At 39.5% G+C, this 24,788-nt stretch carries 21 protein-coding genes and 1 riboswitch; of the genes, 4 read left to right on the top strand and 17 right to left on the bottom strand.

What is annotated here, in order from left to right; genetic code table 11:
• Positions 1-8 precede the first annotated feature (8 nt).
• Complete coding sequence (locus DJ533_RS03115) at positions 9-1,193, top strand: GGDEF domain-containing protein (RefSeq protein ID WP_065993143.1); 1,185 nt, start codon at positions 9-11, stop codon at positions 1,191-1,193.
• 15 nt (positions 1,194-1,208) lie between these two features.
• Here the strand turns inward: DJ533_RS03115 and DJ533_RS03110 are convergent, their stop codons facing one another.
• The 3 genes from DJ533_RS03110 to prfB all read right to left on the bottom strand — a co-directional run bounded on the left by DJ533_RS03110 (position 1,209) and on the right by prfB (position 3,868).
• The gene (locus DJ533_RS03110; RefSeq protein WP_065993141.1) at positions 1,209-2,285 is read right to left on the bottom strand and encodes an alkene reductase; all 1,077 of its coding nucleotides are present in this window, start codon (positions 2,283-2,285) and stop codon (positions 1,209-1,211) included.
• A gap of 37 nt (positions 2,286-2,322) precedes the next feature.
• The gene (locus DJ533_RS03105) at positions 2,323-2,622 is read right to left on the bottom strand and encodes an ArsR/SmtB family transcription factor (protein WP_065993139.1); all 300 of its coding nucleotides are present in this window, start codon (positions 2,620-2,622) and stop codon (positions 2,323-2,325) included.
• A gap of 150 nt (positions 2,623-2,772) precedes the next feature.
• A protein-coding gene (gene prfB, locus DJ533_RS03100; protein WP_100249694.1) for a peptide chain release factor 2 occupies positions 2,773-3,868 on the bottom strand; the annotation gives its coding sequence in 2 pieces (ribosomal slippage) (positions 2,773-3,795 and positions 3,797-3,868; 1,095 coding nt in all).
• Between the two features lie 504 nt (positions 3,869-4,372).
• Here prfB and DJ533_RS03095 point away from each other — a divergent pair.
• Positions 4,373-5,143, top strand: coding sequence for a putative porin (locus DJ533_RS03095; RefSeq protein ID WP_065993135.1), 771 nt, complete (start codon positions 4,373-4,375; stop codon positions 5,141-5,143).
• A 70-nt stretch (positions 5,144-5,213) separates the two neighbouring features.
• Here the strand turns inward: DJ533_RS03095 and recJ are convergent, their stop codons facing one another.
• On the bottom strand, positions 5,214-6,917 hold the full coding sequence (gene recJ, locus DJ533_RS03090; protein ID WP_065993355.1) for a single-stranded-DNA-specific exonuclease RecJ: 1,704 nt from the start codon (positions 6,915-6,917) through the stop codon (positions 5,214-5,216).
• A 200-nt stretch (positions 6,918-7,117) separates the two neighbouring features.
• Here recJ and DJ533_RS03085 point away from each other — a divergent pair, with 200 nt between their 5' ends.
• On the top strand, positions 7,118-7,477 hold the full coding sequence (locus DJ533_RS03085; protein WP_065993133.1) for a hypothetical protein: 360 nt from the start codon (positions 7,118-7,120) through the stop codon (positions 7,475-7,477).
• An 88-nt stretch (positions 7,478-7,565) separates the two neighbouring features.
• Here the strand turns inward: DJ533_RS03085 and pdxH are convergent, their stop codons facing one another.
• The 10 genes from pdxH to DJ533_RS03035 all read right to left on the bottom strand — a co-directional run bounded on the left by pdxH (position 7,566) and on the right by DJ533_RS03035 (position 20,508).
• A complete protein-coding gene (pdxH, locus tag DJ533_RS03080; RefSeq protein WP_065993131.1) occupies positions 7,566-8,222 on the bottom strand; it encodes a pyridoxamine 5'-phosphate oxidase in 657 nt (218 codons plus the stop codon).
• A gap of 18 nt (positions 8,223-8,240) precedes the next feature.
• On the bottom strand, positions 8,241-9,575 hold the full coding sequence (gene glmM / locus DJ533_RS03075; protein WP_065993129.1) for a phosphoglucosamine mutase: 1,335 nt from the start codon (positions 9,573-9,575) through the stop codon (positions 8,241-8,243).
• A gap of 120 nt (positions 9,576-9,695) precedes the next feature.
• Positions 9,696-11,162 carry an IMP dehydrogenase gene (gene guaB, locus DJ533_RS03070; protein WP_065993127.1) on the bottom strand — a complete coding sequence of 489 codons (1,467 nt, stop codon included), beginning with the start codon at positions 11,160-11,162 and terminating at the stop codon, positions 9,696-9,698.
• A gap of 162 nt (positions 11,163-11,324) precedes the next feature.
• Entirely contained in the window at positions 11,325-12,134 is an 810-nt protein-coding gene (locus tag DJ533_RS03065; protein WP_065993125.1) for an oxygen-binding di-iron domain-containing protein, read from the bottom strand.
• Between the two features lie 156 nt (positions 12,135-12,290).
• Positions 12,291-12,656 (bottom strand): YkgJ family cysteine cluster protein, encoded by a 366-nt coding sequence (locus DJ533_RS03060; protein WP_065993123.1) that lies wholly within the window; start codon positions 12,654-12,656, stop codon positions 12,291-12,293.
• Between the two features lie 137 nt (positions 12,657-12,793).
• Positions 12,794-13,591 (bottom strand): oxygen-binding di-iron domain-containing protein, encoded by a 798-nt coding sequence (locus DJ533_RS03055; RefSeq protein ID WP_065993113.1) that lies wholly within the window; start codon positions 13,589-13,591, stop codon positions 12,794-12,796.
• Positions 13,592-13,866: 275 nt separating this feature from the next.
• Positions 13,867-14,445, bottom strand: a complete 579-nt coding sequence (locus DJ533_RS03050) for a TMEM165/GDT1 family protein (protein WP_065993111.1) — start codon at positions 14,443-14,445, stop codon at positions 13,867-13,869.
• Between the two features lie 88 nt (positions 14,446-14,533).
• A riboswitch (yybP-ykoY riboswitch) is annotated at positions 14,534-14,685 on the bottom strand.
• 135 nt (positions 14,686-14,820) lie between these two features.
• A complete protein-coding gene (locus DJ533_RS03045) occupies positions 14,821-16,791 on the bottom strand; it encodes a 2-oxo acid dehydrogenase subunit E2 (RefSeq protein WP_171488525.1) in 1,971 nt (656 codons plus the stop codon).
• Positions 16,791-19,502 (bottom strand): pyruvate dehydrogenase (acetyl-transferring), homodimeric type, encoded by a 2,712-nt coding sequence (aceE, locus tag DJ533_RS03040; protein ID WP_065993107.1) that lies wholly within the window; start codon positions 19,500-19,502, stop codon positions 16,791-16,793. The genes DJ533_RS03045 and aceE overlap by 1 nt, the downstream gene beginning before the upstream one ends.
• A 277-nt stretch (positions 19,503-19,779) precedes the next feature.
• On the bottom strand, positions 19,780-20,508 hold the full coding sequence (locus DJ533_RS03035) for a M23 family metallopeptidase (protein WP_065993105.1): 729 nt from the start codon (positions 20,506-20,508) through the stop codon (positions 19,780-19,782).
• Between the two features lie 106 nt (positions 20,509-20,614).
• Here DJ533_RS03035 and DJ533_RS03030 point away from each other — a divergent pair, with 106 nt between their 5' ends.
• A complete protein-coding gene (locus DJ533_RS03030; protein WP_065993103.1) occupies positions 20,615-21,055 on the top strand; it encodes a DUF721 domain-containing protein in 441 nt (146 codons plus the stop codon).
• A gap of 97 nt (positions 21,056-21,152) precedes the next feature.
• Here the strand turns inward: DJ533_RS03030 and lpxC are convergent, their stop codons facing one another.
• The 3 genes from lpxC to ftsA form a co-directional block, all read right to left on the bottom strand.
• The gene (gene lpxC, locus DJ533_RS03025) at positions 21,153-22,055 is read right to left on the bottom strand and encodes a UDP-3-O-acyl-N-acetylglucosamine deacetylase (RefSeq protein WP_065993101.1); all 903 of its coding nucleotides are present in this window, start codon (positions 22,053-22,055) and stop codon (positions 21,153-21,155) included.
• Positions 22,056-22,180: 125 nt separating this feature from the next.
• The gene (ftsZ, locus tag DJ533_RS03020) at positions 22,181-23,362 is read right to left on the bottom strand and encodes a cell division protein FtsZ (protein WP_065993099.1); all 1,182 of its coding nucleotides are present in this window, start codon (positions 23,360-23,362) and stop codon (positions 22,181-22,183) included.
• A gap of 162 nt (positions 23,363-23,524) precedes the next feature.
• Complete coding sequence (gene ftsA, locus DJ533_RS03015) at positions 23,525-24,787, bottom strand: cell division protein FtsA (RefSeq protein ID WP_065993097.1); 1,263 nt, start codon at positions 24,785-24,787, stop codon at positions 23,525-23,527.
• Position 24,788: the final 1 nt, after the last annotated feature.

Below are 24,788 nucleotides of genomic sequence, written 5' to 3'. Positions count from 1 at the left end.
TAATATTTATGACTAATTTATCTAAAACGATACTGAACTATATCCAATCTACAATAATTATGCGTTGGACAAATATTCAAAAATGTATCTTAGTTTTAGTTTTAGCTATTCTTATGCATTTACTTTGGATCGTATGGAAGCTTTATATCATTATAACTCCTGATATTTGGCAATGGGTAAATCTACCTTTAATTAAAAAGCAACTTCAAGTTAATATTATTTCTATCATTTGTTTAATCATACTGATTTGTATTAGTATTTTTAACTTTAAAAAAGATTGGGTAAATTATTATTTTAGCTATTTTATCATTACAACCTTTATTCTTATTTTAATTTTAGATGGTTACTTTGTGGGGATTTATAGTCCTGCCACTATTTTTACCAGTGTTTGTGTCACAGGTATTGGTTTAGTTTTATTTAGTAAGAAAATTATTTATTTTAACCTTATTATAGCCACCTCCATTTTCTCCGTATTAATTTATCTTACTACACAAAATACTATTTCTTATGCCCCTATTTTTAGCTCAAAGCTATTAAGCAATACTCTCTATCACAACTACTTCTGGGTTTATAGTATGATTTATTTCATTATCCCAGTCTTATTTGCTGGTTTATTATTTTTTGAGTTGCTTTTATATCAATGGCGTTATCGTGAATCATTATTCGAAAAAATCAGTCAAATTGATCCTTTAACCGAATTATATAATCGTCGTTTTTTTAATGAAAAAATTAATGAACTCAAGGAACAACAAACATCTTATATTATTATTATATTAGATCTCGATCACTTTAAAACAATTAATGACTCCTATGGGCATCATACAGGGGATGCTGCACTCATACAGATCGCCAAAACCTTATCACGAACTGTACGTAAAACAGATATTGTCGCGCGGTATGGAGGGGAAGAATTTATTTTATTATTATCCCATATTACAATTCATCAAGCCTTAGAAATTGCAGAAAAATGCCGCAAAACCATAGCGGATGAGCCATTAAAATTAAATAATGAGCAAAGTATTCACATTACTGCAAGCTTCGGAGTAGGAATGAGTACAACTGATTCAACTCTTGATCAAGCTCTTAGGTTTGCTGACCAAGCTTTGTATCATGCGAAGCAATCGGGACGTAATCAGGTACAATTATTTGATGGAACCACTTTTCAGAAATTCCACCCTAAGACTATTTATTAAACAAAACTACTCCACTTATTTAGCCCTAGTATCTGTATTTAAAAATGGATAATCTGTATATCCTTCAGCCACTTGTGTGCCGATCATATTTTCCAGTACCAACGCATTTAAAGGTAAGTTTTGAACTAATCGCGCATACAGATCTGGGTTAGCAATATAAGCCTTACCAAAAGATACCGCATCTGCTTTGCCCGACGCCAATAAATCAATCGCATCAGCACGGCTGAGTTTCATATTGGCAATGTACGGTATACCGCCAGAACGCTGTTTCATATAATGACTAATACTATCATCGGCTAAATATTCACGTGTGAAAAAGAAAGCAATCTTACGTTGTCCTAATTGCTGCATCACATAGCCAAATGTTTCACGTGGATCAGCATCGCCCATGTCATGTTCATCACCCCGTGGTGCTAAATGGACTCCCACACGACCAGCACCCCATACTTCAATCAAAACGTCCATGACTTCAAGTAATAAACGGGCACGATTTTCTACAGAGCCCCCATATTCATCTTGACGTTGATTGGTTGAACTTTGCAGGAATTGATCAATCAAATAGCCATTGGCAGCATGCAATTCCACACCGTCAAACCCTGCAGCTTTGGCTTTGATTGCGGCTTGTCTAAATTGTTCAACAATGGCTTTAATTTCAAAAATTTCTAAAGGACGTGGTACAACATAATCACGTTTGGGACGCAATAAACTCACTTGTCCAGCTTGCTGTACTGCACTAGCCGATACTGGAGTTTCACCATTGAGTAAATCAGGATGCGATACACGCCCGACATGCCAAAGTTGTGCAACGATTAAACCACCTTGGTCATGTACTGCTTGAGTCACTTGTTTCCAGCCTTCGACTTGAGCATCACTAAACAATCCTGGGGTATTACGATAACCGTTCGCTTCTTCAGCAATCACAGTCGCTTCGGAAATGATTAAGCCTGCACTAGCACGTTGTGCGTAATATTCTGCCATCATCGCTGTAGGTACACGATCTGCGGTTGCACGACTACGAGTCAGGGGTGCCATGATGACACGATTTTTGAGATGTAAATCACCTAGAACAAGGGGAGAATTGAGTTCAGCCATAATTGCCTCATGACTCACTTCTGTCTTCACGAAGAAGTTAAAGTGAGTGATTTAAATAGTCAATATATTGTTGAATTAAAGCTTCATTTCGAGAAAAATAAGACCATTGCCCATATTTTTCCGCTTGAATTAAACCTGCTTGTTGTAAAACAGATAAATGATTTGACATGGTCGATTGGGAAACATTACCAAGTTTTTCGATATTTCCTGCACATACACCACGGGCAAAGCCTCCGCACTGCTCTTCTGACAAATATTTCTGTGGTGCTTTCAACCATTGCAATATTTGTCGGCGAGTCGGATTAGCCAATGCTTTAGAAATTAAATCAATATCCATACTTACAACTCATTAGACATATTTAATTCAAAGCAAAGCTTAATTCAGCATCTTCAAAAACAATATATCGTATTTTTTCGATTTTAATATCGTATTTTTTAGATATATTGTAAAAAATGATCAAGCCTTTGCTTTGATTAAATTTTTAAGTTAAAGCCCTTGCTTCAAGCTTGCCTCAATAAACTTATCCAAATCACCATCAAGTACTGCACCTGTGTTGGAATTTTCGACACCTGTGCGTAAGTCTTTGATCCGTGAATCATCGAGCACGTATGAGCGAATCTGACTGCCCCAGCCAATATCAGACTTAGAGTCTTCCAGCGCTTGCGCTGCTTCGTTACGTTTGCTCATTTCCAACTCATACAGTTTTGCACGAAGTTGTTTCCACGCATGGTCACGGTTAGCATGTTGTGAACGCTGGTTCTGGCATGCGACCACAATCCCCGTTGGCGCATGAGTTAAGCGTACCGCAGAGTCAGTTTTGTTAATGTGCTGACCGCCCGCACCTGACGCACGATACGTATCGGTACGTACATCGGCTGGGTTAATATCAATTTCAATATTATCATCGACTTCAGGTGACACGAATACTGCTGAGAATGAGGTATGACGGCGATTACCAGAGTCAAAGGGTGACTTACGTACTAAACGATGTACACCTGATTCGGTACGTAACCAACCATAAGCATATTCACCTTCTACACGAATTGTTGCAGACTTAATCCCTGCCACATCACCGTCTGATTCTTCCATCAATTCTGCTTTGAAACCATGACGTTCGATCCAACGCATATACATACGTAACAACATTGATGCCCAATCTTGTGCTTCTGTCCCCCCCGAACCCGCTTGAATTTCCACATAACATGGGTTTGGGTCCATCGGGTTGCTAAACATACGGCGGAATTCAAGTTTAGCTAACTCTTCCTCCGCTGAATCAAGCTCTGATTGAACATCCACAAGCAAACTTTCATCATCTGCTTCAACAGCCAAGTCCAACATCGCTTTGGCATCTTCAAGCTGGTTCGCTAAACCTTCCAAAACGTCAATCACGTTTTCGAGTTCGCCCTTTTCTTTTGCCATGGCTTGTGCACGGTTTTGATCATTCCAAATCGCAGGGTCTTCTAACTCACGGAGAACCTCTTCTAAACGCTCTTTCTTTAGATCGTAGTCAAAGATACCCCCGTAGTGTTAGACCACGGTCATTTAAGTCTTTTAATTGGTTTAGAAATGGATTTATTTCCACGTGCCTTATCCTATGTATCACAGTTTATTTGAGGGCATTCTACCACAGAGCTTATAGACTTGAGTAAGTGCTTTTATGGGTGCAATTTTTGACTACTTGCATGTTTTTAATCGTAACTTGTACATTTCATTCAAGAACCATAATGCTTAATTTCAATTAAAGTCTGAGGCTACTTCATGCCAGTGTAACTATCATTTTCAAGATTAAGTTTTTTAAAGTAACAAAGTTTGGGTCTGTCAAAATGCTTTTCTGTTACATTTTTTGTTTATTTATAAAGCAATTTTTAAGTTTCTACATACTCTCTACATAATTTTAATAAAACAGAACATATTTTTTAAATTTAAAAAATCAATAACTTATAATTAAAAAATTACATAACATTACTAATATTACAGTTCTATTACTTTACAGTGATTGACGAGATTTTAATTTTCCTTAGACTGAAGTTGTAACAAAAGATTTAAAACGATGAAACTATATTTCTTTCAGAGGGGAGAAGAATCCATGAAAAAATTAGCAATCGCTTCAGCAATCGCACTTTCAGCGATCGCAGTTTCAGGCACTGCAAATGCTTATCAAGCAGAAGTAGGCGGTTCTTATACTTATACTGATTGGGATGATTTTGATGCAACACATCAATTCGGTGTAGATGGAACTTATTACTTCAACCCAGTACAAACACGTAATGCACCTTTAAATGAAGCAGCATTCCTTGACCGTGCAAGTAATGTAAAAGCACATGTGAATTATGCTGACAATGATGGTGTTAAAGATTCACAATATGGCGCAGGGGTTGAATACTTCGTTCCTGGTAGTGACTTCTACTTAAGTGGTAATGTTGGTCGTGATGAACTTGAAGTAGATAATACGAACATTGATTCAAAAATTACAACTTATGGCGCTGAAGTTGGTTATTTACCTGCACCAGGTTTATTACTTGCAGTAGGTTTAACCGGCTATGATGCTAAAGATGGTGATGATGGTGTAGACCCAACTGTACGTGCAAAATATGTCACTCAAGTCGGTCAGTATGATGCGAACTTTGAAGCATATGGTGCATTTGGCGACTTAGATGAATATAAAGTACGTGGTGACTTATATTTAGACAAAACTTTAAGTGTTGGTGCTGACTACTACAACAATGACCTCACTGAGCGCGATGAGTTTGGTATTTCTGCGAAGAAATTCTTAAATCAAAATGTCAGTGTTGAAGGTCGTGTAGGCTTCGGTGATGACTACAATACTTATGGCGTACGTGCAGGCTATCGTTTCTAAGATTAAATAAACTTAGCAAAACAAAAACCGCTCAACTTTGAGCGGTTTTTTATGGAAAATGAAAAATAATTTACTGTTGTAAATGCAACATTCGCAATTGCACACTGACATTGCCATTGAACTGATTTTTATCCAACTCATATACCAAATGCACATAAGTTTTTGCAGGATCAAAGTCAAACTGATCTACAGCATTAAATGCAATCGCATCCACAGATTGTCCATTTTCCAGTGCCAATTTCAGTTTTAAATGTACGTCTTTGAGCCAACGATGTTCCAACACCCGAAACCGTCCCTCAAACACAGGTGCAGGGAATTTTTGCCCCCAAGGTCCTAAATTTTCAATGATATTCACGGTCGTCAGTCGAATATCATCTAATGGCAATTCACCATCAGTCCATAACGTTGCTTGAAATAACTCATCTTCAGATTGAGCAATCAGCTCAGTAAAAACCCGTTTAAACTCTTGAAAATGCTGTTTTTTAATGGTTAAGCCTGCCGCTGCTGCATGTCCTCCAAAAAAACTGACCAAATGCGGAGATTTTTCTGCAACTTTTTCAATACAATCACGAATATGCACTCCTTCGATGGAACGGGCTGAACCTTTGATATGAATACCATCGTTATCCGCAGCAAAGACAATACTGGGACGATGAAACTGCTCTTTTAAACGTCCAGCCACAATTCCAATGACGCCCTGATGCCAATTTTCATCAAACATGACCAAAGCTGCGGGTAAATTGTTCTGATCAAATTGTAATTTGTCCATCTCAAGCAAAGCATCTTGCTTCATTTGTGATTCGACCTGACGACGTTCTAAATTTAAATCATTGAGTTGGCGTGCCAAAGCATAAGCTTTTTGTGCATCGGTTGCCAATAAACACTCTATTCCGATGTCCATCGTATCCATGCGTCCTGCCGCATTGATGCGAGGACCCAGCACAAAGCCCAAATCAGAGGCTTTCAATTCAGCAGGATTACGCCCTGCGATATCAAGTAATGCACTGATGCCGACTCGACATTGATTTTGCTGAATGCGTTTTAAACCTGCATCAACTAAAATACGGTTGTTATAATCTAAACTTGCCACATCGGCATAAGTTCCCAATGCGACTAAGTCTAAATACTGTGTCATTTTTGCAGTCGACTTACCTTGTTGAGCACGATAACTGCTTAAATTTGCAAGTAAATAGAATGCAACCCCGACCCCAGCCAGCGCTTTACTTGGAAATTCACAACCTAATTGATTTGGATTAACGACTGCTTCTGCTTCAGGTGTTGCTTTGGTGGTTAAATGGTGATCGGTAATAATCACTTGCATACCGTGTTGTTGTGCTTGATCAACCCCTGCATGACTAGAGATTCCATTATCTACAGTAATGAGCAAATCTGGGGTATAGCTTACAAATGCTAAATCAGCAATTGCAGGTGTTAAGCCATAACCATATTTAAAACGATCAGGTACGAGATAATGCACATCTGCCCCCATTTCAGTGAGGGCAAGCACCATTAAAGCAGTACTGGTTGCACCATCGGCATCATAGTCACCGACGATCACAATTTTTTTATTTTCATCAATACATTGATCAATGATCTCTATCGCTCGTTGCAACCCTTTCAATGTCGGTGCAAGTAAATATTTAAGTTTTAAATCGAGTTCCTGCTCAGACTGTACGCCACGTCTTGCTAAAATTTCCGCTGCAAAATGAGGTAATTTTGGAAAAATACGAGGAGAGCTTAATAATGGTCTTTGTCGAATTGTAATTTTATTCACTGCATTCACATATCATTTCAATTATACGAGATTATAAAGAGTTCTATTTTCATTCAGCAAGCTCAGGATTTTTATAGATAACCAAATAGCGAAATATATGAATTATTTTTCCTTTAGATATTAAATAATTCAGATATTTACAGTAAAGTAGCAACAAATTTATTCAAAATAATCAATCAAAATTTTATGACGGGGACGCTATGAAAAAAATTCTTTTGGCATTAGGACTATGCAGCTTGCAATATGCACATGCTCTACCTACTACATTGACTGAAGAAGTCTATTTAAAATCATTTGTTTGTGGTGGCGACAGTTGCTATTTATCTATGGACATTGCCAAAGTTGATAATATCCAACTTTCTACTTTTTGTGGTGATCGTAAATACTGTAGCCAATACTATTCAGCTTATGAAAAGATGATGAAAAATGTTGCGGAAGATGAATATCAGGAATATGAATTAAATGGACGTAAAGCACGTGTCACGCTTAAATTGGTAGATAATCCTTATTCAGGACAAAAAATTTATGAAACTCAAAGCATAGTCTATTTAAAAGATTAAAATCCAAAAATAAAAAAAAGAGATCATCACAGATCTCTTTTTTATGAGCGCATAGAATTTCTATGAAATATTCATTTTAATCATATATTCAAGGCATTAAGCGTTGTATTTGCCAAGCTGAATCAATTTTTTCATAAGTCAAACGATCATGTAAACGATTTGGACGACCTTGCCAAAATTCATAGTAATGAGGTTCTAAACGATACCCCCCCCAAAACGCTGGCTTGTTCAACTCTGTTTGTTGCTCAACGCGAGCATATAACTCCTGAAAACGTTGTTGAAGTAATTCACGACTTTCAATCACCCCACTTTGCGGAGTACTAATATGCGCTGCGATTTGACTATCACGTGGACGTTTATGGTAATAATCTGTTGACTCTTCTACAGAAATTTTGGTGACATGTCCTGAAACACGTACCTGACGCTCTAATGCTGACCAATAAAATAAAATTTCAGCATAAGGATTAACCGCTAAATCTAAACCCTTTTGGCTATCATAGTTAGTATAAAAATCATAGCCTGCTTCAGTTGCACCACGTAATAACACAGTGCGTACATGCGGTCGCCCTTGGGCATCTGCTGTCGCCAAAGACATGGTATAAGGTTCATGTAATTTCGTTGTTAAAGCCAGATTGAACCAATTTAAAAATTGCTCATGTGGATTGAGATCCACCTGATCTTCATGGAGTTCACCTTTTTCATAAGATAGACGTAGCTCACTTAAATCTTTAATTACATCACTCATGAACCTTCCCCTTACAGATTAAGCGTTGGCATTTTGACGAACTTGATCTGCCAAATGATTTGCAAGATCAGTCACTTCTTGTTGATTATCACCTTCAACCATAACACGAATCACAGGCTCTGTACCTGATTTACGAATCAAAATTCGACCACGCCCTTTGAGTTGCGTTTCTGCTTTGTCAAACTCCACCACCAATGCAGGCACTGCAAATGGATCGTACATTTCTTCTAAACGTACATTCACCAACACATTCGGCAGAAGTTTAAAGTCAGTGATTAACTCATCCAGTGCTTTATCTTGTTCAACCATCACGGTCAATACTTGCAAGGCTGCAATGATCGCATCACCTGTTGTACTTTTATCTAAAGTCAAAATATGACCTGAAGGCTCACCACCGATCACCCAATGATTATCTTCAAGGGCTTGTAATACATAACGGTCGCCAACTTTAGCACGCACAAATGGGACTTGCGCTTTTTCAAGTGCAAGCTCTAATGCCATATTGCTCATGACCGTACCCACGATGCCTGCAGGTTTTGTCGATGCTTGGGTTGCCAAGATATATAAAATCGCATCCCCATCGACCAAGTTACCATGACGATCTACCAACACAACACGGTCAGCATCACCATCAAAAGCGATGCCTAAATCCGCTTGATGTGCGACAACAGCTTTTTGTAGATTTCCAGGATGGGTTGAACCACAATTTTCATTGATATTTAAACCTGTTGGTTCGTTATAGAGTGCAATAACTTTTGCACCTAACTCACGAAATACCGCAGGACCTACGCTATAGGCTGCACCATGCGCACAATCCACCACAATTTTTAAATGACGTAAATTAAAATGGTATGGGAATGTCGATTTACAAAATTCGATATAACGACCATTGGCATCTTTGACACGCACACTTTTACCTAGATTTGCATTGTCTTCAATCACGATGTCATTTTCTAATTCTTGATTAATCGCTTCTTGAATCGCATCGGGCAGTTTTTTACCTTCATCTGAGAAAAATTTAATCCCATTATCAAAATAAGGATTATGCGATGCTGAAATGACAATGCCTAAATTAGCATGTAATGCTCGGGTTAAATGCGCGATTGCGGGGGTAGGCAAAGGACCTAGTAAATGCACATACACCCCTGCTGCGTTTAAACCCGCTTGCAAAGCTGCTTCTAAAATATAACCTGAAAGACGTGTATCCTTACCTAAAACCACAATAGGTTTGGTTTTTGGACTCAATTGCTTTAATACTTTACCTGCCGCAAAACCTAATTTTAATGCAAATTCTGGGGTAATTGGGAGTTCACCAAATTTTCCACGAATCCCATCTGTACCAAAATAACTCATTTTTTACCCACTTATTTATCGTGTTGTTTCACAGTTAATTTTCAATCGCATTACTTTACACCAAAATAAAAAAACCGTCATGAAATGACGGTTTTTAAATGCAAAATTACAACGAAAGAATTAACCTACACGATAGTTCGGTGCTTCTTTAGTAATCGTAACATCATGGACATGTGACTCTTGCATACCTGCTGCAGTAATTTTTACAAACTTCGCATTTTGACGAAGATCATCAATGGTTGCAGAGCCTGTATAGCCCATAGACGAACGTAAACCACCCATCATTTGATGTACGATATTGCCCATCGGACCTTTGTACGGCACACGACCTTCGATGCCTTCTGGTACCAGTTTTTCAGCGCCTGCTTTAGAGTCTTGGAAATAACGATCTGCAGAACCTGTTGCACCTGCCATTGCACCCAATGATCCCATACCACGATACGCTTTGTAGTAACGCCCTTGGAAAAATTCAACTTCGCCAGGTGCTTCTTCGGTACCTGCCATCAATGAACCCACCATGATGGTGCTTGCACCTGCGCCAATCGCTTTTGCCATGTCGCCTGAGAAACGAATACCACCATCCGCAATCAAAGGAATTTGCTCTTTAAGTGCATTAGCAACACTGTCAATCGCAGAAATTTGCGGCATGCCGATACCTGCAACAATACGCGTGGTACAGATTGAACCTGGTCCAATACCGACTTTTACTGCATCTGCACCCGCATCTAACAATGCCAATGCAGCATCACCTGTTGCAATATTCCCCCCAATCACTTGAACTTGAGGATAATTGGCTTTAACCCAACGTACACGTTCAATCACACCTGCGGAATGACCATGTGCCGTATCCACCACAATGACATCGACACCCGCATCCACCAATGCTTCCACACGGCTTGGTGTTTCAATGCCAGTACCTACAGCAGCACCAACACGTAAGCGACCTAAATCATCTTTACAACTGTTTGGATAAAGCTCAGCTTTACGAAAATCAGTGACCGTAATTAAGCCTTTTAATTCATTGCTTTCACCGACAACGATCACCTTTTCAATACGATGTTGTTGTAAGAGCGCTTGAATGTGTTCTTTAGATTCATTTTCACGAACCGTCACCAGACGATCCTGACCCGTCATGATATTACTTACAGGTTGTTCAAGATTGGTTTCGAAACGTGTATCACGCCCTGTTACGATCCCAACCACTTTACCGTCTTTGACAACTGGCACACCACTAATATTGTTTGCTTGAGTAATTGCAATCAACTCACGTACAGTCGTTTCTGGTGTCACCGTAATCGGGTCTTTCACCATGCCTGCTTCAAATTTTTTCACACGGCGCACTTCAGCAGCTTGTGCAGCAATATCCATATTTTTATGTAAAATACCGATACCACCATTTTGTGCCATTGCAATTGCCATACGTGACTCAGTCACAGTATCCATTGCTGCTGAAACTAAAGGAATATTCAGTTGAATGCCGCGGGTAAGGCGTGTCTTTAGAGAGACATCTTTTGGAAGAACAGTAGAATAGGCAGGGAGTAATAAGACATCATCGAAGGTAAGGGCTTCTTGAACGATGGTCAACATAACAGTCTCGCTGGTAATTTCCGTGAGCCATTATATACAAATTTCAGTTTAAATTTCATTTTTATTCTAAATAAAACAGTTTAATTAGAGATAAAACCAATACAAAGCATTGTTGTATTGGTTTTATTTAAACATAAAAATATTAATAAACCCTAAAACTGACTATCCATACATCAGTGCAGGTTCTGGGCAACGAAATACTCGTTTCTCCATCAAATCCACACCACAAGGCAAATCCCATAACCAATCTAAAAACTGATCAATGGTTTCACGCCCTACAAAAGGTGCGCCATGTTGCGGAACGATCATCTCAATATCCATATCTTTCACCATATCGACCCAATAACGTAAAATTTTATTGGAACACATATAGCGTTGATGAAATCCTCGCATACTGGCGAGATGTGCTTGCATATTTTTAACAGGTTCTTCAGGATTCCCTACAATGGATGCACCCAAATCTCCTGAAAAAAGTACTTTAGAAATAGAATCATAAAATTGAAAATTCCCTACAGAGTGCAAGAAATGTGCAGGAATACTATATAATTCACTATTTCCCAATCTTAAACTCATTCCCTCATCAGGTAACTCAATCAAGCGATCAAACCATTCTCCTTCCATTTTGTTTGAGGTAAATGCAGAGTTAAGATGAGGTAAGAACCTTGCCCATAATTTTGATGCAACAATTTGTGCTTTGGTATGCATCAACCAACGTGGCATAGAGGTAATAATATCGGGGTCTTGATGTGAACCAAATACATATTTAATATTTTCCAAACGAATGTATTTAAATAACTCCATCGTTAAGGGGGTATAGGTCAAATCCCCACCTGGATCAATAATTGCATCTTCTGCCCCATTGATGATCAAAAATTGATTGGCTTGTATGCCTTCACCTTGGACCAAACTGGTGAATACAATACATTTATGCACCCCATTATCAAACAATACATATGATGTCGTCTTTGACATATTTTTTAATCCTTTTATTCATTATTTTGCGTTAGCTTTATTTTTTACGCAATTTCAGTATAACGAATAATCACATATAAAAAATATGGTTTTAAATATTTGTTACAACCTTATGTAATATAAAAGTTTATATCAGCTCCCACTTGAAGTAGTGCTTTAGCAAACTTGATCAAAATCTTCATCATTACTTGGGAGTACAGGCTCAATTTCAATCAATGGAATCAATCCATGTGCACTACGTGCTTTATTACACTGTGCATCACCCGCTTGGACTTCCTTACAACTTGAGCTGCGCTGTTCATACATGCTGCAACTTACTTGTTGCCCAATTTCACCTGATAACATCACGCAACGTGGATTTTTCTGATTGGTGCCTTTCATACATGCATAAACTGGAGTTAATTCTTCAACCACATCATTCGGCATGATTTCGCCTTCTGCCCAATAAAATGACACTCTAAAAAAGGCGCAGCATGCTCCACAGCTTAAGCACGCATCTTGTGTGGGGATTTGAGACAACATATTTTTAAAATTCTCGTGGTCAAAAAAACCTCTTTCACTTTGATGCAGTGAAAGAGGTTTAAAGTCGATTTTGGCGATTCAAATATTAAAAATTTTTTTTATTCAACTCAATCTTTTTTTCTAGATTTTTTGTTCATTTATTGTGGGCAGGTAAACACCATTTCATCCATCAAGTCGATGCCACACTGTAAATTTTCAATCCAATCTAAAAACTCATTAATCATCTCTTTACCGACAAATGGCGTTCCATGCTGCGGCACGATCATCTCAATGTCCATTTGGCGTACCATTTTTACCCAAAGGCGAATCACACGATTCGAGCACATATAACGCTGATGGAAACCTTTCATGGTTGGAATATGCTCTGCAAAACTGGTGATTGGGCGAGCAGCATCTTTCACCATTGAAGCCCCCATATCCCCTGAGAATAAAATTTTTGCAATTGGATCGTAAAACTGAAAGTTTCCAACAGAGTGTAAAAAGTGTGCAGGCACAGCAATAATTTTACTTTCCCCTAAAGTAATCGCTGCACCTTGATCAGGTAGTTCAATTAATCGTTCTAACCATCCACCTTTCATGCGATCACTCATAAACGCAGAGTTTAAATGGGGTAAAAAACGTGCCCATAACTTCGAGGCAACAACTTTGGCATCGGTATAAACCAACCAACGTGGCATAGAAGTGATAATGTCAGGGTCTTGATGGGATGCCATGACATAATCAAGATTTTGTAAGCGTGTATATTTGTTTAACTCCATGGTCAGTGGCACATAGGTTAAGTCACCCCCAGGATCTAATACTGCCGCTCGATCATGATCAAGAATTAAAAACTGATTGGCTTGTACACCTTCACCTTTAACTAAACTCGTAAAACTAATACATTTATGTGTACCATTATCGAACAGTACCTGCGATGTGGTGCGATCTAAAGCCATACCCCAACCCCTACAAAATATTCATCTATATCGCTTCTTTCATTTCTCTACAAAACACACGACATTTTTTATATCGAAATTTCCTGTATAAAATTATAGATAAAAAAATCCAATGAAAGAATGTGAAAAAACATACTTTTTATTCCTTATAATCTATAAGGATTCAAACCAAATTACAATTAAAACCCAATATAACTTATCGAAAATTTTATTTATATGCCAAGTAAAAGCGCATTTACCGCATAAATTAAGTAAATGCACTTTTAAAATAAAGCTTAGAAAAAGTAATGTTGTACTAAAGCCGCTACACCAATGATCAAGAAAATGAGTGCACCAATTTTATGAATCAGTGAAATCGGTAATTTTTCTGCCAATTTATTGCCTATAAATACCGCAGGTGCATTGACCAACATGATACCGAGTGTAGTACCTAAAGTGACCCAACCAATACTGTCAAAACGTGCAGCGAGGGCAACTGTGGCGATTTGAGTTTTATCACCAATTTCCGCAAGAAAAAATAAGACAAAAGTTGCACCAAATACCCCATACTTTTGCCACTTATGAATACTTTCAGACTCATCGTCCAACTCATCTGGGATCAACATCCACCCAGCCATTGCAATAAAGCCAAGGGATACAATCCATAATAGAACGGTAGGACTTAAAACTGTGGTAATCCATTGTCCAAGCAAGGCTGAAACACCATGATTGACAACAGTTGCTAAAAAAATAGCGATCAGAATAGGGACAGGTTTTCGAAATTTTGCAGCAAGTAGTAAAGCAAGCAGTTGGGTTTTGTCCCCCATTTCGGATAGGGCAACCACCACAAGCGAGATCAGGAAGGCATATAACATGTCATTTTCTCTGGCTAGCAATATTTCCCAATGACTTACCCCTCCTGCTAGCCTATATGAATAGTCACCTATTCAATGCGGAGTGATAAATCAAAGGTCTTGCCAACAAAAGAAATGCTTTAAACAAGCAAATTGGTTCTTTGCTATGATGACCATGTTCTGTTGAACAATTATGTTGACCATCACCTATTCACAGATCAGGTCGATTGTGAATAGCGGCTACTCCCCAATGAAGTGTGGGCTCTATCTTAATAGGCTTTATGTTTATTTTCAATGAAATTCATCTGAAGCTTTTTAGCAAGCGCACTCTGATTAACATTTAATACAAAAAACCCCGCCGTAGCGAGGTTTGGATTTATCTTGATAACTTCAAACTTAAAGTAAAATGTTACGAATATCTGCTAAAAGTTTGCTGAGTTTATGAGTAAAACGTGCCGCATCTGCACCATTAATCACACGATGATCATAGGATAATGACAATGGCAACATCAGTTTTGGATCAAAACTTTCACCATTCCAAACAGGTTGCATGGTCGCAGGTGAAATACCTAAAATCGCCACTTGCGGCCAGTTCACGAGCGGTGTAAATGCTGTCCCACCAATAGAACCTAAGCTGGTAATGGTAAAGTTTGCACCTTGTAAATCCTTTGGAGAAAGTTTTTTGTCACGTGCTTTTTTACTGAGTTCACCAAGTTCAATCGCAATTTGCTTAATTGATTTTTGGTCAGGATTACGCAGTACAGGCACAGTCAAACCATCAGGCGTTGCCACTGCAATCCCCATATGAATTTCATTGCGGAGTACAACAGATTTTTGATCATCCGCCAAGTGCCCTGCAAAATATGGCTCTTCTTTCAGAAGGAAAGCCACTGCTTTGGCAATGAACGCAAGAATGGTTAAGCTAATACCATCTTGTTTAAATTTGCCTTTGAGTTCACCACGCCAAGCTTCAAGCTCAGTAATATCAGCCAAATCAAATTGTGTCACTTGTGGGATGAAATTATTCAATGACAATTGCGGTACAGACACTTGCTGTAAACGCGTCATTGGTACAATTTCACTACCACCAAATGCACTGAAGTCAGGTAATGCAGGCAAGCTTGACGCAACTGGGGCAACTGCTGTTTGTCCTGTAGATTGTGGCGCAGTCAAACGAGATTTAACATAAGCAAAGACATCTTCTTTCATCACACGATCATGTGGACCTGAAGACTCAACTTGAGCCAATAATACACCGAGTTCACGAGCAAGTTTACGTACCGCAGGACCTGCATAAACTTTGGCATTTTCTGCTTGTTGCGCTTTGCTGAGTTTATCCGAACCATTCGCTACAGGTGCTTGTGGCTCAACAACTTTTTCAGCTTTTGGCACAGCTTTACTCTCAGCTTTAGGTGCAGCCGCTTGTTCTTTAGCAGCTTCCGATGGCTGTACATCCGCAACACCTTCAATAGTCACCAAAGGCATACCTTGTTTGACTTCTTGATTGTCACTGACATGAATCGCTTTGATCGTACCTGAAACTGTACTTGGCACTTCAACTGAAGCCTTATCAGACTCTACTACAACTAGGCTTTGATCTTTTTCAACACGATCGCCGACGCTGACCAAAATTTCAGACACTGAAGCCTTGTCCACACCCAAATCAGGCACAGCAATGTCCACAGAACCCGATTTTGCAGATTTCACTTCCGTTTTTGGTGCTTCAGCAGATGCAGAAGGAACAGGTGCTTGTTTGGTTTCGGTAACTGGTGCTGTGGTTTGAGTAGAAGTTGTTTTAACCGTGATTAAAACTACACCTTCTTTCACGTTATCGCCTTCTTTCACGATCACGCTTTCCACTGTACCTGCCACTGTACTTGGAACTTCTACAGTGGCTTTGTCAGATTCAACCACCACAATACTGTCATCAACTGCGATTTCATCACCTGCCTTAACCAGGATTTCACCGACAAGGGCTTTTTCCACGCCAATATCAGGAACTTTCACTTCAACAGTTTGTGATGTTGTCGCAATAGAAATCGTTTCTGCTTTTGATTGTTCAGTTACTGTCTCAGCTTTTGTAGGTGCTGCTTCCACTGTTTCTTCGGTTGGTGCAGACGCTGATTGTGTGGTTTCCGCTTCCGCAGATTCAACTTCAATCAATACTGCACCTTCTGAAACTTCATCACCTTCTGATACAGCAATGCTTTTGACCATGCCTGCTGAAGTGCTTGGCACTTCAACAGAGGCTTTATCTGACTCCAGCAACACAATGCTGTCATCGACTGCAATCGTATCACCCACTTTCACCAAAATTTCAGCGACAGTGGCTTTATCTACACCAATATCAGGAGTTTTAATTTGCATTATTTATTCTCCTCAGTTGGTTCAGCATAGGCTGCAACGTCTTGTACGGATGGATGTGCTTGCGGCAACCATGCTACAGGACGATCTACATCAAGCTCAAAAGTCGAAATTGCATCTTTCACTAAGCGTGCATCGACTTCGCCTTCATCTGCCAATTTTTTCAGTGTTGCTACCACAATGTGTGCCGCATCTACACCGAAATAGCTACGCAAATTGCCACGGGTATCCGAACGACCATAACCATCTGTACCCAAAGTCACATACGGACGACTGTCTGGTAAGTACGCACGAATTTGTTCACTATACGCACGGATATGATCTGTTGCTGCAACCACGATCCCATCTGTGCCACGCAGTTGTTGCGACACCCAAGACTCTTTACCATCTTCAAGCGGATGTAAACGGTTATATTCTTCAACCGCCATACCATCACGTGCCAATTCATTAAAGCTTGTTGCACTCCACACATTGGCATGGATTTGATATTCATCTTTCAATATTTGCGCAGCTTTAATCACTTCACGCAAGATCACGCCTGAACCAATCAATTGAACAGTGGCTTTTTCATCTTGCTCAAATAAATACAGACCTTTTTTAATGCCTTCAATGGCTTCTTGTGGCAATGCAGGCTGATCATAGTTTTCATTCATCAGTGTTAAATAATAGAACACACGCTCTTGATTCACATACATGCGTTGTAAACCATCGTGAATGATCACAGCGAGTTCATAACCAAAGCATGGATCATACGCCACACAGTTCGGAATGGTATTCGCCAAAACATGAGAATGACCATCTTGATGCTGCAAGCCTTCACCGTTCAATGTCGTACGACCTGCAGTTGCACCAAACAAGAAGCCTTGTGCTTGAGAATCACCCGCTGCCCATGCAATATCACCAATACGTTGGAAACCAAACATTGAGTAATACATATACATTGGAATCATTGGCAAGTTATTAGTTGAATAACTGGTGCCCAATGCAGACCAAGCACTCATTGCGCCTGCTTCATTGATCCCTTCTTGCAACATGTGACCATCTTTGGCTTCACGATAATTCATGAGCTGTTCTTGGTCTTCTGGCGTATAGTTTTGACCATGTGCCGCATAAATACCGAGTTGACGGAACATGCCTTCTAAACCAAAAGTACGTGCTTCATCAGGAACAATGGGCACAACACGGTCTTTAATCGCTTTTTCTTTGAGTAAAGCTGCAATCAAACGCACCATCACCATGGTCGTTGATTGCTCTTTACCACCACTGCCTTTTAACACACCGTCAAATACTGAAAGTTCAGGGATTGCCAATGCTTCACTTTCTTTACGGCGTGCAGGTAAATAACCACCCAATGCTTCACGGCGTGCTTTCATGTATTTTAATTCAGGAGAATTTTCACCTGGGCGATAGAATGGTAATTCTTCAAGATCTTCATCTTTAAATGGAAGATTGAAACGATTACGGAAATATTTTAACGATTCCAAATGCATTTTCTTGATTTGGTGGGTTTTATTGACCGCTTCAATTTCTTCTGACAGACCATACCCTTTAACTGTTTTCGCCAAAATCACGGTAGGTTGACCATTACTAGTCATCGCTGCAGCATAAGCAGCATAGACTTTGTATGGATCATGACCACCACGATTTAGATTTTCAATATCTTCATCGCTGAGAGTTTTCACTAATTCTTCAGCTTCTGGGTATTTACCAAAGAAATGCTCACGGGTATACGCTCCCCCTTTGACTTGATAACGCTGATAATCCCCATCCAACGCTTCTTCCATACGGGCTTTTAATGCCCCTGATGCATCTTTATCAAGTAGAGGATCCCAATGACGCCCCCAGACGACCTTAATTACACGCCAGCCAGCACCTCGGAACAAGGATTCAAGCTCTTGGATAATTTTACCATTACCACGCACAGGACCATCGAGACGTTGTAAGTTACAGTTCACCACCCAAATCAAATTATCGAGTTTTTCACGACCTGCAAGGGAGATTGCGCCTAAACTTTCAGGCTCATCCATCTCACCATCACCGAGATATGCCCAAACTTTACGATCTTCTTCTTTGATCAAGCCACGGTTCATTAAATATTTTTGAATATGTGCTTGATAGATCGACATGATCGGACCCAAACCCATTGATACAGTTGGGAATTGCCAATAATCAGGCATCAAATAAGGATGCGGATAACTTGAAAGCCCTTGACCACCGACTTCACGACGGAAATTATTCAACTGATCTTCAGTCAAACGCCCTTCTAAATAAGAACGTGCATAAATCCCTGGTGCACAGTGACCTTGGTAATAGATCATATCTCCACCAAAATGATCACTATTAGCACGGAAGAAATGGTTAAAGCCAACATCATATAAGGTTGCTGAAGATGCAAAACTCGCCAAGTGACCACCTAAATCGTCACCTGTTTTATTAGCACGTAGTACCATTGCCAATGCATTCCAACGAATCAGCGCACGGATACGACGCTCCATATCCGAGTCACCTGGCATAGCAGGTTGTTCTTCTACTGGAATGGTATTTAAGTAAGGGGTATTTAGTCGCTGAATAGGTACATGCTTCGAAATTGCTTGTTGATATAATTTTTCGAGCAAAAAAGCAGCACGATCACTGCCCATATGTTGTAACACAGAATCAAAGGCATCTTGCCATTCTTGTGTTTCTTGCGCGTCAGTATCACCGTAATACGCCATGTTTCACCTACTCCTTAGACTCATTTTCTATATCTTATATGTATCATGTTTTAAGGGTGTTAAGTTATCGTTACAGATGAATGTAGGCATGCCGTATTATTTAGTAACTAAATACACATTGACCAAAGCTTACACAAAGCAACAAAAAACCGCCAATAATGGCGGTTTTTTATACATTTAAAATTTTATTTGATGATAGTCTATTGTAATAAACACTTAGCCATGAACAGAACACAAGCGTGAAGCATTATTATTGCTAGATAGAATTCGCTTAGTATTATGGCAACATTGCTAAGTAAGTTGATGGATTTTTACGTTGTCCATCTTTAACAACTTCATAATGTAAATGAGGACCTGTACAACGACCTGTACAGCCAACATTGGCAATATGCTCACCCGCTTGAACTTGATCACCAACACGCGCAATTAGACGTGATGCATGTGCATAGCGTGTGATGTAGCCATTACCATGGTTAATTTCTACATATTGACCATAACCTGTACCCCAACCTGATTTGGTCACGATACCAGGACCTGTTGCATAAATTGGTGTACCACTTGGTGCAGAAAGGTCTAAACCTGAATGATGTTCAGCACGACCACCCATGGTACGACCACCAAAGTCCGAACTTACACGTTTCATGTCTGGTAATGGGTGTGCCATTAACCATGAATATGGAGAACCTGCTGAATAGCGAGATGCTGTAGAGGTGGAGCTTGAAGAAGAAGAGAGTGTTGCTGAACCGTATTTTTTAGCAATTGTAGCATTGTTAAGTTCAATGGGTTTCTCATTTTGACTACGCAAATGCGGTTGGAAAGTCACACTGCCTGGTATATCCATATCATCGGGGTGTGTATAAGAACCTTGAGATAATGTTTTTGAGAGCTGCTCTAAACGATCTGGAGCTGAAGTATGAGAAGCGTCTAGTTGAACTAAATCTGCGAATGCAACCGATACAGCAGAAGCTGCTAAAGAAAATGCCAATAAAATACGTCGCGAATGCATAAAAACCTCTTTTAACTGTTCTTAGTCAAGTTCCTTGAGTGATCTCGTCCTTGATATCTACTGAAACGAGGGCTTAAGATAAGACATAACTATGTAGGAATAATGTATGTCTGAACCTAAAAATCTCTTTCATCAAACAAGACAACACATAAAAACAGGAAACTTATCGTTTCTTAAAAAGCAAGTTGCCGAATGGCAAAGACTTACTAAATTAATTCAACCCTTATTACCTCAACCCGAAGTATGGCAGGTCGTCTGTTATCAATATGGTATTTTGACGATTACCGGTGAAAATCAAGCCATGATTAGTCAACTCGGCTACCTTCAAAAACAATATATTTCTCAATTGTCACAATTAGAAGAATTTAAAGATTTACAAAAGCTACAAATTCGACTGCGTGATAAAACAAAGCAAATTCAAACTTCTTATAAACCTGTTCAATCTCTCGATCCAGCAACGCAGGAAATGTTACAACACGCTGCGAGTTTTGTGAACGATGCTAAGCTTAGCCAAGCTTTGTTACGTTTGGCAAGCAATAAAAAGTAAACAAGAAAATAAAAAAGCAAATATTGTAGTTACAAAAAGCTTACCAAGTCACATTTTTAAATGTTATCTTATAACATTACCACCTAAAAGCAAGGACTTATAAGACTTGTACATATTGGATAGGACAGGACTTCATGTCATCAAATGTTACAATTTCATAGCTGCTTGGATCGTTTTTAACATTGCGTAAAAGCTGATTATTTAAAGCATGTCCTGATTTATATCCATCAAATTTAGCAATAATTTGATGTCCGAGCAAATATAAGTCGCCTACTGCATCTAAGATTTTATGACGTACAAACTCATCGGCAAAGCGTAAACCTTCCTCATTCACGACACCTGTATCATCTAGACCTACTGCATTATCTAAACTTGCCCCTAGCGCCAAATTATGTGATTTCAGATAATCCAAATCTTTCATAAAACCGAAAGTTCGTGCGCCACTGACTTCATAAACAAATGTTTCTGTAGAAAAATCAATCGTTGCTGACTGAAACTCTTTGGCAAAGGCAGGATGATCAAAATCAATTTCAAAGTTGATTTGGAAACCGTCATGCGGTGAAAAGATCGCTTTTTTATCATCAATAAAAGCTGCAACGGGTTTAAGCATGCGAATGAATTTCTTTGGTGCATCCTGCTCAACCAGACCGCCCTGCATGAGTAGGTAAATAAATGGACCCGCACTACCATCCATGATTGGAATTTCAGAAGCAGATACTTCAATAATTAAATTATCAATACCCAAACCTGCAATTGCACTCGTTACATGTTCAATCGTACCTACTTTGGCATCATTTTCTACCAAGTTTGAGCACATAAAGGCTTCTTGTACCAACATGGCATCGCCACGAATTTCTACAGGTGGATTTAAATCAATGCGACGAAACACAATACCCCCATCAGCAACATGCGGCAAAAAGTTAATCATAACTTTTTGACCACTATGCAGTCCGATGCCACTCGCTTTCACGACACGTTTCAGGGTCCGTTGTTTCAACATGCTAATTCGGTCTTCATTCTCAAATCCGCTATACGTTAGCACATTTAGCCATTGATAAAAAACAAAAAAGGCAGTGAAAATCACTGCCTTTATCGATAATGTTTATTCTTTATTTAAACAATCAATTACTTACGTTGTTGATTCTTCAAATAATCTTGAATACTCATTGGCGTAGAACGTGGTGATGCACTTGAGCTTGCAGCAGGAACATCATTATTTTGACGCTTACTGATCGCTGGAATATCATCTTCATCTACAGGATTTTGAGCAGATTGTTGAGCATTTGCTGCAACATTTACAGGAGTACGACGTTTTACTTCTGCCTCATTGGCATTGCGTGTTAAACCTGTTGCAATCACAGTCACACGAATTTCATCACGTGCGTCTGGATCAAACACAGTCCCGAAGAACACTTCGCCTTCATCAAGATCAACGATTTGGTTGACAACATCCGTAATAATTTCTGTTTCACGCAGGGTAACATCTGCACCACCGGTAATATTAATCAAGACACCTTTGGCGTTCATGATATTTACATTATCGAGTAATGGGCTGCGAATTGCCAAACGAGCAGCTTCTTCAGCACGATCTGGACCACTGCTCTTACCTTCACCCATCATGGCATAGCCACGTGTGCTCATTGCAGTTTTCAAATCCGCAAAGTCAAGGTTAATGTGACCTGGGCGAACCACCAGATCAAAAATACTACGTACAGCATTTAACAATACGTCATCCGCTTTACGGTAAGCATCTTGCATAGAGATGTCACCATAAACACTAAGTAAGCGTTGGTTTGGAATAATAATCAATGAGTCTACATGCTGCTCTAAAGCTTCAATGCCTTTTTCTGCTGAGCGTTGGCGACGACGACCTTCAAAGTTAAATGGCGTTGTAACCACACCCACAGTCAAAATACCCATTTCTTGTGCTATTTCAGCAACAACGGGTGCAGCACCTGTGCCTGTACCACCGCCCATTCCCGCAGTGACAAAGACCATATCCGCACCTTCAAGGTGCTGACGGATCAACTCACGACTCTCTTCAGCAGCAATTTGACCTACATCCGGATTTGCACCTGCACCCAAACCACGGGTACTTTGTTCACCAAGTTGGATTTTAAACGGTGCATTCATACGGTCTAAAGCTTGTTTATCTGTATTTGCACAAACAAATTTTACGCCTTTAATGTCCGATTGCACCATGTGTTGCACGGCATTCCCACCACCACCACCTACACCAAAAACAGTAAAACGGGCTTGACCGTTACTATCGGTTTGTTCATCTTCTAAAAATTCGAATGAGGCCATGACCTTTAGATTTCCTACTTAATGTGTGGCAGTCACTTAAGCCCGTATACTGCCTTGATCTTCAATAAAAAAATTGTTTTTAGGATGATGTGCATTGTTAAACTTGTCAAGTATAGGACGATACGCTTACAACTTTTTAACAATACTCCCAAAAAACCACACCTAAAAAATACCTTTCAATTTGTTATTCATCGCAGTCCAACCATTTGCAATACGCTCCCACATTGAACGTTGCTTATTGACTTCTGGTTCTTCTACAGCATCTTGCATATCGCCTTGACTGAATAACAACAAACCCGATGCAGTGGCATACATAGAACGACGTAAAGCAGATAGATGTTGATCATCAGCATAAACATTCACAGTTGGATTGCCCAAATGAGCAGAAACCCCCAACATTCTACGTGCTAACGTTACCATACCTTCGATTTGACATACATCTCCAGTAAGTACTACACCGTGATATAAACTTTGTAATGCACCACGTTGTTCTAATTCATGACGAACTAAGCTTAAAATTTCTTCATAGCGTGCGATGATAATCTCAGCTAGCTCGATCCGACTAATGGTCTGTGGACCATCAATCGCTTCAAACTGAATCATATGTTCAGGCTTCACTTGATGAATATCTACACACCCATAGAGTAACTTAATTCGCTCTGCTTCTTCTGTAGTGGTTTGTAATACAGCTGCAATATCACGCGTAACGTTCTCACCCCCCCGTTGAATGGTATGTGCAAGCACCAAATGTCCTTCAATATAAACTGCGATATTGGTTGTTCCTGCGCCAATATCCAGCAAACATACGCCATATTCTTTTTCATCTTTGAGCAAACTGCCTTCAGACGTTGCCAAACATGACACCACCATTTTTTCTACAGAAATATTTGCCCCTTTCATCGCACGGTCTAAATTTTGCATCGTCGCAATCGGCATCATCATCAATTGATAATGTGCTGTCATGCTGTGTGCCGTGAGATTAATCGGATTTTGCACCCATTCTGTTGAATCATCTAATTCAAAGCCAAGCGGTACGGCTGTTGCCAAATAATGATCCGCCGTCATATGACTGGCTTTAGCTAATTCTAAAGCACGAACCACTTCAGAAGTGGTAATAATACGGTCTGGGTTAGCAATCGGAGTACGACCGATTGCATAATAACTCTGTAATTCTGTACTTGGAATAGATACCCATGCCGAATGTACACGACATTCTGCCATATCTTCTGCTTCTTGCACGGCTTGTTTAATGGCAGTTATTACTTTATCTAGGCTGACAATTTTGCCTTTATTCATACCTTTATTGCGTGCACTTGCCATGCCAATGACCTGAATATTATCAGGGGCATGCACTTTACCTATTAGAACTGAAACTTTATGTGTCCCAATGTCTATCGCAACAACTGAGGGAACAGCTTCACTCATC

It is taken from the genome of Acinetobacter defluvii, from assembly GCF_001704615.3.
GTDB classification, from domain to species: Bacteria; Pseudomonadota; Gammaproteobacteria; order Pseudomonadales; family Moraxellaceae; genus Acinetobacter; species Acinetobacter defluvii.
The sequence above is the reverse complement of the archived record's forward strand: the minus strand, read 5'-3'. Positions and strand labels throughout refer to the sequence as shown.